This is a genomic window from Cupriavidus sp., from assembly GCF_057315035.1.
Genome location: NZ_DBHKYV010000007.1, coordinates 200199 through 213133 on the forward strand (window position 1 = coordinate 200199; position 12935 = coordinate 213133).

The window sequence follows — 12935 nt, forward strand, 5'->3', positions numbered from 1 at the left end:
TCTACCGCCCACGGCGGCCGCACATGCTTTAAGTTTCGTTTAAGTCTGCGGCTCTAGATTGGAGCCGTACCGCAACCGAACCCCAAGAGGTGACGCCATGACCCCGCAAGACGTGCAAGCACTGGAAGCTTTCCTGAACCAGTTGACCCAGGCCCGCGTGGATGCCCGGGACCCGCAGGCCGCGGCGATGATCGCCGAGGCGTCCGCACGCCAGCCCGATACCGCCTACCTGCTGGTGCAGCGCGCCATGCTGCTGGACCGCGCGCTGCAGAACGCGCAGGCGCAGATCGTCTCGCTGCAGAACCAGCTGCAGGCCGCCCAGGTTGCCCAGGGCAACGGCGCGCGCAGCTTTATCGACAACGACAACGCATGGGGCAACAGCGCCGGTCGTGCGCCGCAGCCGGTCATGCCGACCCCGGCACCCTATCCTTCCGCCCAGAACGCGCCACCGCAATACGCGCCACCCCAATACCAGGCGCAGGCTCCGGCCGCACCGGCCCAGGCAGCCCGGCCGGGCTTCCTGGGCGGCGGGCTGGGCAGCACGCTCGGTACCATCGCCACCACCGCTGCCGGCGTGGCAGGCGGCGCCATGCTGTTCCAGGGCATCGAGAACCTGTTCCACCGCGGCGGCGGCAGTGGCAACGGCTTCCTGGGCGGACAGGGCGCCACCGGTTCCACGCCAAACGAGACCATCGTCAACAACTACTACGGTGACGACAGCGGCGGCGGCTCGCGCGACAACACCCTGCTGGCCGACAACGGCAACCTCGACAACGGGCTGGATGCCTATGTCGACGACAGCGGACAGGATGACGACTCGTCGTACTTCTGAGCGCGTGGCGCCGGGCGCGTCGCCGATGTAGGACGGCGCCCGGTTGCCGGCGCACGCGGTTCGGCGCACGATCACCGCAAGCGGGCCGACTGCCCGGACCGAGCGGGGCCTGCGCCATGAAAACGTTCCACTGCAATCGCTGCGGCAACCTGGTGTTTTTCGAGAATGTCGTGTGCGAGCGCTGCGGCGCCGCATTGGGATTCATCCCGGCGCTGTCGCAGATTGCCGCTTTCGAAGGCAGTGATGCGACAGGCTGGCGCAGCCTGCATCCCGACGCAAAGGATGCCCCGTTCCGGCGCTGCCACAACTACCAGGTGGAGGCGGTGTGCAACTGGATGGTGCCGGCCGATGATCCGGGCACTTTATGCGAGGCGTGCCAGCTTACGCATACCATTCCGAACCTCGATGCGCCGGAACACCGGCTCTATTGGTATCGGCTTGAAACCGCCAAGCGGCGGCTGCTCTATACGCTGTTGTCGCTGGGCCTGGTCGTGGTGTCACGCGACGACGATCCCGACTCGGGCCTGCAGTTCGATTTCCTCGCCGATACCGGCGAACAGGAAGCGGTGATGACCGGCCATGACAACGGCCGCATCACGATCAATATCGCCGAAGCCGACGATGCGCAGCGCGAACGCATGCGCGCCGAGATGGGCGAGGCCTATCGCACGCTGCTCGGGCATTTCCGGCACGAGGTCGGGCACTTCTACTTCAATCGGCTGATCGCTGGCACCCGGCGACTGGAACCGTTCCGCAAGCTGTTCGGCGACGAGAGGGCCGACTATGCGGCCTGCCTGCAGCGCCATTACGCCGAGGGGGCGCCTGCCGACTGGCAGGCGTCATATGTCAGCAGCTACGCCACCATGCATCCGTGGGAAGACTGGGCAGAAACCTGGGCGCACTACCTGCATATGGTCGATACGCTCGACACGGCGGTGTCCTGCGGACTGGTGCTCCAGCCCGACAGCCCGCAGGAGCCCACGCTGACCGACCAGACGCCCGTGGAGGATGCCACCTTCCGCAGCCTGATGAACCGCTGGTTCCCGCTGACCTATGTGCTGAACAGCCTGAACCGCAGCCTCGGCGCGCCGGATGGCTATCCGTTCGCGCTGTCGCCCACCGTGGTGGCCAAGCTGGAATTCGTGCATCGCGTCATCGATGCCGCGGCGCAGGACACCTCCGGCGCCAACCCCGGCGTCAAGCCGTCACCGTAACGTCACGGCGCGACGAACTGGCCAGCGACCATGCAAAAACTACAAGGCCACCGAGCGCCAGCAGCGCGCCGACCCAGCCGGTCGAGGTCCAGCCCAGGCCGGCGGCAATCGTTACACCGCCCAGCCAGGCGCCCAGTGCGTTGGCCATGTTGAAGGCCGAATGATTGAGCGCAGCCGCCAGAGTCTGTGCATCGCCGGCCACGTCCATCAAACGGATCTGCAGCGGCGGGCCCAGTGCCACCGCGGTGCCCACCAGCATCACGTTCAGCGACGCCAGCCATGGATGCGGCGCGGTGAATACGAACGCGCCGAGCACCAGCGCCGACCACACCAGTACACCGCCAACGGTGGGCATCAGTGCGCGGTCGGCCAGCTTGGCGCCCGCCAGGTTGCCCGCCACCATGCCCACGCCGAATAGCGCCAGCACCAGCGGAATACCGCTGACCGGCATGTGGGCCACCTCAAGCATGGTTGGCTTGACGTAGCTGAACACCGCGAACATTCCACCAAAACCAATCGCGCCGATGCCGAGCGTGAGCCACACCTGCTTGCGCGCCAGCGCGGACAGTTCGCGCAGCGGACTCGCATGGCGATCGGCCGGCACGAATGGCACCCAGCGCCAGACCAGCAGCACCGTCAGCGCGCCAATCGCGCCCACGATCACGAAGGCCGCGCGCCAGCCAAGCCAGGTGCCGATGCCGGCCGCGATCGGTACGCCTACCAGCGTGGCCACGGTCAGGCCAAGCATGACCAGGCCTACCGCCTGCGCGCGCCGTTCGCGCGGCACCAGGCTGGCCGCGACCAGCGCGGCCACGCCAAAGTAGGTACCGTGCGGAAAACCCGTGAGCAAACGCACACCCAGCATCGACAGGTAATCGGGCGCGAATGCGCTGGCGAAGTTGCCGAGCGCGAAGCACGTCATCAGCGCAATCAGCAGGTTGCGGCGCGGCCAGCGCGCGCCAAGCACCGCCAGCAACGGCGCGCCGATCACCACCCCCAGCGCATAGGCGCTGATCAGGTGGCCGGCTTCGGGAATGCTGATGGCGAGGTCGCGGGCGGCATCGGGCAGCAGGCCCATGATGACGAATTCGCCGGTGCCGATGGCAAAGCTGCCCACGCCAAGCGCCAGCAGCGCACGGCGATCCGCCGCGCGGTCGCGCGAGGCATGGTGGGCGCCAGGGCCAGCATCGGAAATAAGTTCGGGAACGTTGTCGAAGTTTCCGGAGGAAGCAGTCATGAGGAGAGTACGCGAGACATCTGTTGTTGCTATCTGCCGCGCGCTGGCGGACAGGATCTTGCGTCCTGACTCGGGGGCTCCAGCGTGCCTCGGTGCGGCGTGAAGGCGCTATTGTGAAGCAAAACCGCGCACGCTGCAGGAGACCGGAAAAATGGTGCCCTTGGCCCACGCGGTATGCACGCGCATGCGAACACATTCACCTAATATGAAGTCATGTGGGTAAGCCCACAGAGCAGAAATCGCGCAAAAGGTCGTCGCCCTATGCTGGAGTCATGCGACGCCTGCGTACCGTACCAGCGAAACCCGGTCCGGGCGCCGCGCGTACCGTGTGTGGGAGGGGATATGTCCCTGCGTAGTGCACTGCTGATAGCCGCCATCGGCTTTACCTGGACGCTGCCCGCGTCCGCGGCGGGATGCCAATATGACATGCAATGCAAGGGCGATCGAATCTGTCAGCAGGGGCAGTGCACCGCGCCCGATGCCGACGATGCCCCGGAGGCTGCGTCCGCGCCCAAACCGCTCCCCACCGTCAAGCTGACACCACAACCACCACCGGCGAGCGTGCCGCGCAGTTGCTGCACCGTGGCCGGCAAGCTCAAGCTTGGGCCGCAGCAATCTGGCGATGCCGCGCTGGCGGTTGGCGACGCCTGCCAGGGCATTACCAATACGGGCAAGCCCGTACCGGGTACCGCCTGCAACTAGGCCCTACCCCGATCTCCCGGAACGTGGACGGAACTACCACGCGTACTTGGCGTCAAAGCGACGCACACCAGCGCGTGGTAGGACTGCGAACCGAACTGGTAACCGATATTGGTCCAGCCGATCCAGCCCTTGCGGCCTTGCACGTCGGGGCCCCGCTTGAACTCGTACCGGTTCTGCGGATACAGGTCGCCCAAGCATGCCGCCAAGGTGCAGACGATCATCGCCACGCAGGACCGACGATTGCGCCACGTCTTCCCCACCTTGCAGCATCCAGGCCGAGCTATCGACGCTGAGCGTGGCCGTGAATGCAATCAGGCCGAGGTTAGTCACGGTATCGCCAACCTGTGAGTCGGCAGGGATCTTCCAACTGCTGGCACCATCGATTGCAACGTTGTTGATGTTCAACGCGGCACCGGTCCATTGTGAACCGGTCTGCAGGTTGATGTTCGCAACGCTGGCTGGCCCCGCACTGGCGGCACCGGTCAGGATACCGCCCGACGATGCGGTCAGGTTGATCGAAGTCACCGGCGTGCCTGCCGCATCGTAGGCATGCAGCAGCCGCGCACCGCCCGACACCGTCCCGCCGTCGATATTGACCACCAGAGGTCCGCCGGCTGCCGCGATGGCCACGCCCTGTTCACTGAGCAGGCTGCTGCCGGACATCCGCATGACAATGGTATTGGTCGCCGAAAATTTCGCAAGATCAGGCCACCAGTACTGCCAACGCCCGTCACATCCGATTGCGACAACTCGATCACCGGGTTCGAGCCCCCAGCCACATCGCCGCCCGCAATCATGAGCGTCATAGTGACGCCACAATAAAGTCGCGTAGCCACTGATGCGCGGGATCACGATGCAATCGCTCGTGCCACAGCATCGACATCTCGTATCCGGGCACGTCCACCGGCGCGTCCACCACCTGCAGCGCGGCGTTTCCGCGCACCAACCGCTCCGGCAGCATGGCCACGAGGTCGGTACTGGCCACCACCGAAGCCACGTAGAGAAAGTGTGGCACTGACAATGCCACGCGGCGTGACAACCCCACTGCTGCCAACGCTTCATCGGTGACGCCGAAGAAGTTGCCGCCATCGGGCGACACGATCACGTGTTCGAGCGCGCAGAACTGGGCCAGCGTTGGCTTGCGCCTGAGCCGAGGATGACCGGCGCGCCCCACCAGCACATAGCGCTCGGCAAACAACGCGGTGCGGTGCAAGCCTTCCGGGGAATCGTCGGTGGTGTGAAAAGCCAGGTCGATCTCGCCCTGCTCCGCCTGCCGGACCAGCCGCGCCGGCACCATTTCCACCACCGCCACGCGGGTGGCGGGTGCGGACTGACGCAGCGGAGCCAGCGCCGGCAACAACACCGTCGACTCGCTGTAGTCGGTTGCGGCAATGCGCCACGTATTGGTGGCTAACGCGGGATCGAACGGACTTTCCGGCGAAACCGCACGCTCCAGTGCCGCCAGCGCTTCACGCAATGGTTCGCGCAACGTTTCGGCACGTGCGGTGGGGCGCATGCCACGTGGACCCGGCAATAGCAGCGGATCATCAAAGATCTCGCGCAACCGGGCCAGATGTACGCTCACCGATGGTTGGGAATAATGCAAGCGCTCGGCCGCACGCGTGACGTTGTGTTCCGACAGCAGCACATCCAGCGTAACCAGCAGGTTCAGATCGAGCCGACGCAAATTAGTCATGGCAATACCTGGCATCTTGGATATTCATTTCCAATATACCTGACGCAGCCCTATCCTGCCTTCATCTACCCATTACTGGAAGGCTGTCATGAACGTACTGATTGTTTACGCCCACCCCGAGCCTCAGTCGCTGAACGGCTCGCTCAGGGAATTTGCGGTGAAACGGCTGGAAGCAGCCGGGCACCGGGTGCAGGTTTCGGATCTCTACGCGATGCAATGGAAGGCACCGCTCGATGCCGGCGATACGCTGGCGCGGCGGCCGGACGCGCCACCAGATGCGCCATTTCATCCGTCGCTGGATTCAAAGCACGCGTTCGAGAACGGCATGCAGAGTCCCGACATCGCGCTCGAACAGGAAAAGCTGCGCTGGGCCGATGCCGTGATCCTGCAGTTTCCGCTCTGGTGGTTCTCGATGCCGGCCATCCTCAAGGGCTGGGTCGAGCGCGTCTATGCCTATGGCTTTGCCTACGGTGTGGGCGAGCACTCTGACGCGCGCTGGGGCAATCGCTACGGCGAAGGTACCCTGGCCGGCAAGCGCGCGATGCTGATGGTAACCACCGGTGGGTGGGAATCGCACTACAGCGCGCGCGGCATCAACGGGCCGATGGATGACATCCTGTTCCCAATCCACCACGGCATCCTTTACTACCCGGGTTTCGACGTGCTGCCGCCCTTCCTGGTCTACCGCACCAGCAAGATCGACGCAACGCGCTACCAGGAGACTACCGAGGCCCTCGGCGAACGTCTCGACGCACTATTCACTACCGCGCCGATTGCCTGGCATCCACAGAACAGCGGCGCCTACGACATTCCGGCTCTGACATTGAAGCCAGCCGTGTCACCAGGGCAAACCGGCTTTGCAGCCCACCTGGCCAGCGTTGACTAAGCCTGGGCGATATGCGGCTCGCGCGCCAGGTTCCGGTAGTAGCGCGTATGGCGATACAGCCCGTAAAGGCTGGTCGCCGTAAAGCCAAGCTGCTGGACGAACAGCCCATAGGTACCGGTCACCAGCGCAAATGCGCTCCATACGAGGTTCGAGCACAGATACGCAATCCACCCCCAGCGCGACGCGCGGTTATGCAACGCGACGAGGAACGACCCGCTCATCGCCAGGGCGCAGCCTGACCATTCGAGTCCGTTGAGAATATTGGGGATATGAGCGCCAAGCTCCATGGGGTTGTCTCCTGTTTGTGTTCATTTTTTGTATGCAAAACGGAGACTACCGGAGTTTGGGGGTGGCTGGCAAGGGGGCAACAGGCCGATCCGATTGAATGGAGCCGCTTGAGCTACTTCACCGGCGCCGGTGATGCCAGCGGCTTGCCCTTCTCCACGACGTACACACCAACCAGCTTCGTGGCGGTGCCGCCGGGATTGTGCGCGTCATGGATCACGCCGGCCGGCACTACGAACGACTCGCCCGCCTTGAGGGTGCGCGGAGGCAGGCCGTCGACCAGTAGTTGCGCCTCGCCTTCCAGTACGTAACTGACTTCGTCGCCAGGATGGGTATGGCGTCCCGCATACGCACCCGGTGCCACGTCCACGCGCGCTACCACGGCCTCGTGGTTTGGTATCGATACGTCGGAGCGTCCAACGACGGTGCGCGTCAGCCCCTGCGCCACGGCGCCTCCTGACGCCAGCATGAAGACGATCGAAACGATGACTCTGGATTGCATAAAGGCTCCTCCCGCTCATTTGTCGAGTTTGTCAATTTGTGTGGCCTCGCCAGGCTGGCTTCTGCCGGGCCCATTCATGCTAGGCGATGCGGCGCTACAATGCCCGCTCATCGTCTTGAGGAACCGTTTGCCATGCTGCCGGACAACGAAGCCCTGCTACTGCTCGTTACGCGCGAGATGCCATTTGGCAAGCACAAGGGCACGCTGATTGCCGACTTGCCTGGCAACTACCTGAACTGGTTCGCGCGTGAGGGCTTTCCTCCCGGCGAAATCGGCCGATTGCTGGCCTTGATGCACGAACTCGATCACAACGGCCTGTCGGACCTGCTGAAGCCATTGCGTGCGCAGGCCACGAAGCGCCGGGGAGCCACATCATGAAGGTATGCATCGTTGGCGCGGGCGCCATCGGCGGGTGGATCGGCACGAAACTGGCGGCGGCAGGCCATGCGCAAGTCAGCGTCTATGCGCGGCGCGATACGCTTGTCGCACTGCGCGCCCATGGCTGGCGCCTGCTCAGCAATGGCGTGCTGACACAGGTGCCCACCGATGCCGACGATGACGCCACGCGGCTCGGGGTGCAGGATGTGGTGGTGATTGCGGTGAAGGGACCCGCTTTGCGGCAGGTGGCCAGCCAGATCGCACCGCTGATCGGCCCGCAGACACTGGTAGTGCCGGCAATGAACGGCGTGCCCTGGTGGTTCTGCCACGGACTCGACGGGTTCGGCACCCAGCCGCTGGCCTCAGTGGATCCCGGCGGCCATATCGCCGCGGCGATTCCGTTCGAACAGGTGATCGGTTGCGTCGTCCATGTCAGCGCCACGGTTCCCGAACCGGGCGTAGTCGAGCACAAGATGGGCAACCAATTGATCGTCGGCGAGCCATTCGGCGGTGTCACCGAACGTGTGCAGCGCCTGCAAGGGCTGCTGACCGAAGCCGGTATCGATGCCGTGGCATCGCAGAATATTCGTCAGGATGTCTGGTTCAAGCTCTGGGGCAACCTGACCATGAACCCGGTCTCGGCCATCACCGGTGCCACGACCGACCGCATCCTCGGCGACCCGCTGGTGCGGGACTTCTGTTCGGCAGCAATGGCCGAAGCGGCGCGCATCGGCGAGAAGATTGGCTGTCGCATCGAACAGTCGCCCGAAGACCGCCACGCCATTACCGCGAAGATCGGCGCGTTCCGCACCTCGATGCTGCAGGATGTGGATGCCGGGCGCGCGATCGAGCTCGATGCCATCGTTGGCGCCGTGCATGAAATCGGCAGGACGCTCGACCTGCCATGCCCGAACATCGATGCGCTGTTCGGCCTCACGCGGCTGTTCGGCCGCGTGCATGGCCTTTACGAGCAGTAGGCGACAGCCCGCCGCTTACTTCACTGCCTGGGCGGGCGTGGGCTGGTTGGCGGTGCCGGGCGGAATCTGGTAGCTCCAGGTTTCGCTGAGCGGCTTGCCATTGGCCACCAATGCCTCGCGCATCTCCACCACCTTGTTCGGATCCTTGACCTTGATGCGCAGCGTCACGCGATACCCCTTGGTCACGGGATTCGGTTGCAGTACGTTCTCGATCACCTCGGCGTTGTCGCCCACGCTGTACGACGCCTGCACCGGCGTGTTGGGCGGCAGGTTGGCCAGCGGACCACCCTCGAAATCGATCACGAAGCCGAGGCTGCCATCGAGATGACGGATCAGGTTGGCCTGCGTGATTTCACCGGCCGTGCGCAGCGTCTGCTTGACCCACGCGAGGTCCTTCGTGAAAACGCCCCGCTCATCCATGGTCCAGTGGATCGTGTAGTCGGCCTTGATCGGCGTGCCCTTGGGCGGCAACTGGTCCGGCGTCCAGAATGACACGATGTTGTCGTTGGTTTCGTCCGGTGTGGGAATCTCCACCAGTTCGACCTTGCCCTTGCCCCAATCGCCCTGCGGTTCGATCCACGCGCTCGGGCGCAGGTCGTAGCGGTCCTTGAGATCCTCGTACGACGAGAAGTCGCGGCCGCGTTGCAGCAAGCCAAACCCGCGCGGGTTGTTCACCTGGAACACGCTGAGCGCCACGTACTTGGGATTGTTGAGCGGACGCCAGATCCACTCACCGTCGCCGGTATGGATCGACAGGCCGTTCGAATCGTGCAGCGCGGGACGGAAATTGTTGGCGTCGCGCATCTGGTTCGGACCGAACAGGAACATGCTGGTCAGCGGCGCAATCCCTACCTTCTTCACCTGGTTTCTCATGAAGATGCGCGCCTGGACTTTCAGGACGGCGTCGGAATCGGGACGCAGTTCGAAACGATAAGCGCCCGTGGCATTCTTCGAATCGAGCAGCGCGAAGAACACCAGGTGCTTGTCCTGAGGCTTGGGGCGTTCGATCCAGAACTCGCGGAACGCCGGGAATTCCTCGGGCTCGGACAGGCCGGTGTTGATGGCCAGTCCACGCGCGGACAGTCCGTAGATCTGCCCCTTGCCGATCACCCGAAAGTAGCTGGCGCCCAGCACGCTCATGACCTCGTCAAGCTTGTCGGCGCGGTTGACCGGATACATCACGCGGAAACCCGCATAGCCGAGCTTGCTCGTGGCGGAACGGTCGAGCTTCAGGTCGCCAAAATCGAAACGGCTCGGGTCGTATTTGATTTCCTGCACACGGCTGTCGACGATTTCGCTGATGCGCACCGGCGAACTGAACTGCATGCCCTGATGATAGAAACCGAGCTTGAACGGCGTGCCCTGGTCCTTCCATTCCACATGGTCGATCTTGGGCTGGATCTTGATGTAGTCGGCAAACTGCATCTGCGCGAACGCGGGCGGCAGGTTGCTGACCGGCGCGGCATAGGGCTGATCGGCCAGCTTCTTTGCGCGGGTGGTGACGTCATCGAGCGAAAACGCATGAGCCTGCACGGCACCCATCAGGCAGCCGGCAAGAGCGATGCCCGGCAAGACAATTTGCATCCTGTTACGAAACGACGCGGCAAAAACGGCTAGCACCAATCAACCTCCTGACACATATCGGGGAAAAGCCACAAAGCAGCCATTCTAAGCAGAGTAAGGCTGTAAACTTGCGGCGCAGTTCAGAAAAATAACCGATTTCGCCTGACGTGCCTGTCAGACGCGCGGCGACAGCCGCAGAAGCGCCCTTCCCGCACCATGGCGGGGCAAATCTGCGGAAGTCCGCCCATCACAGACCAACGACAACATGCGAATGCTTTCCACGCTGGCCGTTGCAGCCAGCCTTGCCTGCGCGCCCCTGCTTTCCGGCGCTGCCGAATCCGCCACTGACAAGCAGGCATTCATTACCGATCTGATCGGCAAGATGACACTGGACGAAAAGATCGGCCAGTTGCGCCTGATCAGCATCGGCCCGGAAATGCCGCAGCCTCAGTTGCTCAAGGAGATCGCGGCAGGCCGCGTGGGCGGCACCTTCAACTCGATCACGCGCGCCGAGAACCGCCCGCTGCAGGAAGCCGCCGCGCAGCAGAGCCGCCTCAAGATCCCGATGATGTTCGCGTACGACGTGGTGCACGGACATCGCACCGTGTTCCCGATCAGCCTGGGCCTGGCATCGAGCTGGGACATGGGTGTGGTGGAACAGGCGGCGCGCGTCGGGGCGAGCGAGGCGGCGGCCGACGGTGTCGATGTCACGTTCGCGCCAATGGTGGATGTGTCGCGCGATCCGCGCTGGGGACGTACCTCGGAGGGCTTCGGCGAAGACCCCTTCCTGGTGTCGCAATGTGCGCGCGCCAGCGTCAAGGGCTTCCAGGGATCGTCACCGGCCAACGCCGACAGCCTGATGGCCGTGGTCAAGCACTTCGCGCTGTATGGCGCCGTGGAAGGCGGACGCGACTACAACACCGTGGACATGAGCCTGCAGCGCATGTACCAGGACTACCTGCCGCCCTATCGCGCGGGCCTCGATGCCGGCGCCGGTGGCGTGATGATCGCGCTGAACTCGGTCAACGGCCAGCCCGCCACGTCGAACCGATGGCTGCTGCGCGACCTGCTGCGCAAGGAATGGGGCTTCAAGGGCGTCACGTTCAGCGATCATGGCGCGATCGACGAACTGCTGCGCCATGGCGTGGCCAGCAACGGCCGCCAAGCCGCCAAGCTGGCCATCGAGGCCGGCGTCGACATCAGCATGGCGGACTCGCGCTATCTCGAGCAATTGCCGTCGCTGGTCAAGTCGGGCGAGGTGCCGGTGGGCCTGATCGACGATGCCGTGCGTGAAGTGCTTGGCGCCAAGTACGACATGGGACTGTTCCAGGACCCGTTCCGCCGCATCGGCGCGGCGGCGCAGGATCCCGCCGACGTGGATGCCGAAAGCCGCCTGCATCGTGCCGAGGCACGTGCCGCGGCGCGCAAGTCGATGGTGCTGCTGGAGAACCGCAACAACGCATTGCCACTGAAGAAAGGCGGCAACGTGGCCGTGATCGGGCCACTGGCCGACGCGCAGATCGACATCATGGGTAGCTGGTCGGCGGCAGGCAAGCCCAAGCAGGCGGTCACGCTACTGCAAGGCATGCGCGACGCGCTGGCTGGCAAGGGCAAGGTCACCTATGCGCGCGGCGCCAATATCACCGACGACAACCGTGTGGTCGGTTACCTGAACTTTCTTAACTGGGATAGCCCCGAGGTGGTACAGGACAAGCGTGCGCCCGGCGACATGATCGAGGAAGCGGTGCGCGTGGCGCGCGATGCCGACGCGATCGTGGTGGCGGTGGGCGAATCGCGCGGCATGTCGCATGAAGCGTCGAGCCGCACGAGCCTGGCGCTGCCGGGCAGCCAGCAAACCCTGCTCAAGGCCCTGAAAACCACGGGCAAGCCGCTGGTGGTGGTGCTGATGAACGGTCGCCCGCTGACCGTCAACTGGGAAAAGGACAACGCCGACGCGCTGCTGGAAACCTGGTATGCGGGTACCGAAGGCGGACACGCCATTGCCGACATCCTGTTCGGCGACGAGAATCCTTCCGGCAAGCTGCCGGTCTCGTTCCCGCGTTCGATCGGCCAGATCCCCACGTACTACAACGCGCTGCGCATCGGCCGCCCGTTCACGCCGGGCAAGGCGCCGAACTACACCTCACAGTATTTCGAGGAAGACTACGGCCCGCTCTACCCGTTCGGCTACGGCTTGAGCTACACCACGTTCAGCATGTCGGACGTACGCCTTTCCGCGACCAGGCTCGCGCGCAATGGCCAGCTCACGGCCAGCGTGACCGTGAAGAACACCGGCAACCGCGCCGGCGAAACGGTCGTGCAACTGTACCTGCAGGATGTGGTTGCATCGACCGTGCGGCCAGTCAAGGAGCTCAAGGACTTCCGCAAGGTGATGCTGGCACCGGGCGAATCGCGCGTCATCGAGTTCCCGGTCGGCGAGGACAAGCTCAAGTTCTACAACGCCAAGCTTGAATACGTAGCAGAACCCGGCGACTTCAACGTGCAGGTCGGATTTGATTCGGAAGCAGTGAAACAGGCGCGGTTTACGCTTGAGTAAGGGTATGTGGCAACTGGAAGCGCCGGCCCTCTCTCCCGCCCCTCTCCCGCACGCGGGAGAGCAACCGTGTCAACGACTTCGTGCGGCTCACGGTCAGCCGACGCTT

13 protein-coding genes are annotated in these 12935 nt (G+C 64.1%); 7 read left to right on the forward strand and 6 right to left on the reverse strand.

Annotation, left to right across the window (positions count from 1 at the left end):
* Window positions 1–97: 97 nt before the first annotated feature.
* A complete protein-coding gene (locus ACO550_RS13070; protein ID WP_315591942.1) occupies window positions 98–832 on the forward strand; it encodes a DUF2076 domain-containing protein in 735 nt (244 codons plus the stop codon).
* Window positions 833–948: 116 nt separating this feature from the next.
* Entirely contained in the window at window positions 949–2046 is a 1098-nt protein-coding gene (locus ACO550_RS13075; protein ID WP_315591941.1) for a putative zinc-binding metallopeptidase, read from the forward strand.
* Here ACO550_RS13075 and ACO550_RS13080 read toward each other — a convergent pair.
* Entirely contained in the window at window positions 2030–3283 is a 1254-nt protein-coding gene (locus ACO550_RS13080) for an MFS transporter (protein ID WP_315591940.1), read from the reverse strand. The two genes, ACO550_RS13075 and ACO550_RS13080, sit on opposite strands and share 17 nt — an antisense overlap.
* Before the next feature lie 342 nt (window positions 3284–3625).
* Between ACO550_RS13080 and ACO550_RS13085 the strand changes: the two genes are divergently transcribed.
* Complete coding sequence (locus ACO550_RS13085) at window positions 3626–3985, forward strand: hypothetical protein (RefSeq protein WP_315591939.1); 360 nt, start codon at window positions 3626–3628, stop codon at window positions 3983–3985.
* Window positions 3986–4018: 33 nt separating this feature from the next.
* Here ACO550_RS13085 and ACO550_RS13090 read toward each other — a convergent pair whose 3' ends face one another.
* Complete coding sequence (locus ACO550_RS13090) at window positions 4019–4648, reverse strand: hypothetical protein (protein WP_485994867.1); 630 nt, start codon at window positions 4646–4648, stop codon at window positions 4019–4021.
* A 139-nt stretch (window positions 4649–4787) separates the two neighbouring features.
* Window positions 4788–5681, reverse strand: a complete 894-nt coding sequence (locus ACO550_RS13095) for a LysR substrate-binding domain-containing protein (RefSeq protein ID WP_315598813.1) — start codon at window positions 5679–5681, stop codon at window positions 4788–4790.
* An 88-nt stretch (window positions 5682–5769) separates the two neighbouring features.
* On the opposite strand from ACO550_RS13095, the gene ACO550_RS13100 reads away from it, so the two are divergent.
* On the forward strand, window positions 5770–6567 hold the full coding sequence (locus ACO550_RS13100; protein WP_315598812.1) for an NAD(P)H-dependent oxidoreductase: 798 nt from the start codon (window positions 5770–5772) through the stop codon (window positions 6565–6567).
* Here ACO550_RS13100 and ACO550_RS13105 read toward each other — a convergent pair.
* Together ACO550_RS13105 and ACO550_RS13110 are read right to left on the reverse strand one after the other, a co-directional pair.
* Window positions 6564–6854, reverse strand: a complete 291-nt coding sequence (locus tag ACO550_RS13105; protein ID WP_315598811.1) for a nicotinamide mononucleotide transporter — start codon at window positions 6852–6854, stop codon at window positions 6564–6566. The genes ACO550_RS13100 and ACO550_RS13105 overlap by 4 nt on opposite strands.
* Window positions 6855–6967: 113 nt before the next feature.
* Window positions 6968–7354, reverse strand: coding sequence for a cupin domain-containing protein (locus ACO550_RS13110; protein ID WP_485994868.1), 387 nt, complete (start codon window positions 7352–7354; stop codon window positions 6968–6970).
* Between the two features lie 132 nt (window positions 7355–7486).
* Between ACO550_RS13110 and ACO550_RS13115 the strand changes: the two genes are divergently transcribed.
* Window positions 7487–7732, forward strand: a complete 246-nt coding sequence (locus tag ACO550_RS13115; protein ID WP_315598816.1) for a putative quorum-sensing-regulated virulence factor — start codon at window positions 7487–7489, stop codon at window positions 7730–7732.
* Window positions 7729–8709: a 2-dehydropantoate 2-reductase gene (locus ACO550_RS13120; RefSeq protein WP_315598810.1), complete on the forward strand. Its 981-nt coding sequence runs from the start codon at window positions 7729–7731 to the stop codon at window positions 8707–8709. The genes ACO550_RS13115 and ACO550_RS13120 overlap by 4 nt, the downstream gene beginning before the upstream one ends.
* Window positions 8710–8724: 15 nt before the next feature.
* Here ACO550_RS13120 and ACO550_RS13125 read toward each other — a convergent pair whose 3' ends face one another.
* Window positions 8725–10293, reverse strand: coding sequence for a glucan biosynthesis protein (locus ACO550_RS13125; RefSeq protein ID WP_315598809.1), 1569 nt, complete (start codon window positions 10291–10293; stop codon window positions 8725–8727).
* A gap of 250 nt (window positions 10294–10543) precedes the next feature.
* Between ACO550_RS13125 and bglX the strand changes: the two genes are divergently transcribed.
* Window positions 10544–12829, forward strand: a complete 2286-nt coding sequence (gene bglX, locus ACO550_RS13130; protein WP_315598815.1) for a beta-glucosidase BglX — start codon at window positions 10544–10546, stop codon at window positions 12827–12829.
* Window positions 12830–12935: the final 106 nt, after the last annotated feature.

Bases quoted from the DNA above. Each gene is read 5' to 3' on its own strand.
- ACO550_RS13070 (WP_315591942.1), top strand. From the start codon at position 98: ATGACCCCGCAAGACGTGCAAGCACTGGAAGCTTTCCTGAACCAGTTG.
- ACO550_RS13075 (WP_315591941.1), top strand. From the start codon at position 949: ATGAAAACGTTCCACTGCAATCGCTGCGGCAACCTGGTGTTTTTCGAG.
- ACO550_RS13080 (WP_315591940.1), bottom strand. From the start codon at position 3,283: ATGACTGCTTCCTCCGGAAACTTCGACAACGTTCCCGAACTTATTTCC.
- ACO550_RS13085 (WP_315591939.1), top strand. From the start codon at position 3,626: ATGTCCCTGCGTAGTGCACTGCTGATAGCCGCCATCGGCTTTACCTGG.
- ACO550_RS13090 (WP_485994867.1), bottom strand. From the start codon at position 4,648: ATGTCCGGCAGCAGCCTGCTCAGTGAACAGGGCGTGGCCATCGCGGCA.
- ACO550_RS13095 (WP_315598813.1), bottom strand. From the start codon at position 5,681: ATGACTAATTTGCGTCGGCTCGATCTGAACCTGCTGGTTACGCTGGAT.
- ACO550_RS13100 (WP_315598812.1), top strand. From the start codon at position 5,770: ATGAACGTACTGATTGTTTACGCCCACCCCGAGCCTCAGTCGCTGAAC.
- ACO550_RS13105 (WP_315598811.1), bottom strand. From the start codon at position 6,854: ATGGAGCTTGGCGCTCATATCCCCAATATTCTCAACGGACTCGAATGG.
- ACO550_RS13110 (WP_485994868.1), bottom strand. From the start codon at position 7,354: ATGCAATCCAGAGTCATCGTTTCGATCGTCTTCATGCTGGCGTCAGGA.
- ACO550_RS13115 (WP_315598816.1), top strand. From the start codon at position 7,487: ATGCTGCCGGACAACGAAGCCCTGCTACTGCTCGTTACGCGCGAGATG.
- ACO550_RS13120 (WP_315598810.1), top strand. From the start codon at position 7,729: ATGAAGGTATGCATCGTTGGCGCGGGCGCCATCGGCGGGTGGATCGGC.
- ACO550_RS13125 (WP_315598809.1), bottom strand. From the start codon at position 10,293: ATGCAAATTGTCTTGCCGGGCATCGCTCTTGCCGGCTGCCTGATGGGT.
- bglX (WP_315598815.1), top strand. From the start codon at position 10,544: ATGCTTTCCACGCTGGCCGTTGCAGCCAGCCTTGCCTGCGCGCCCCTG.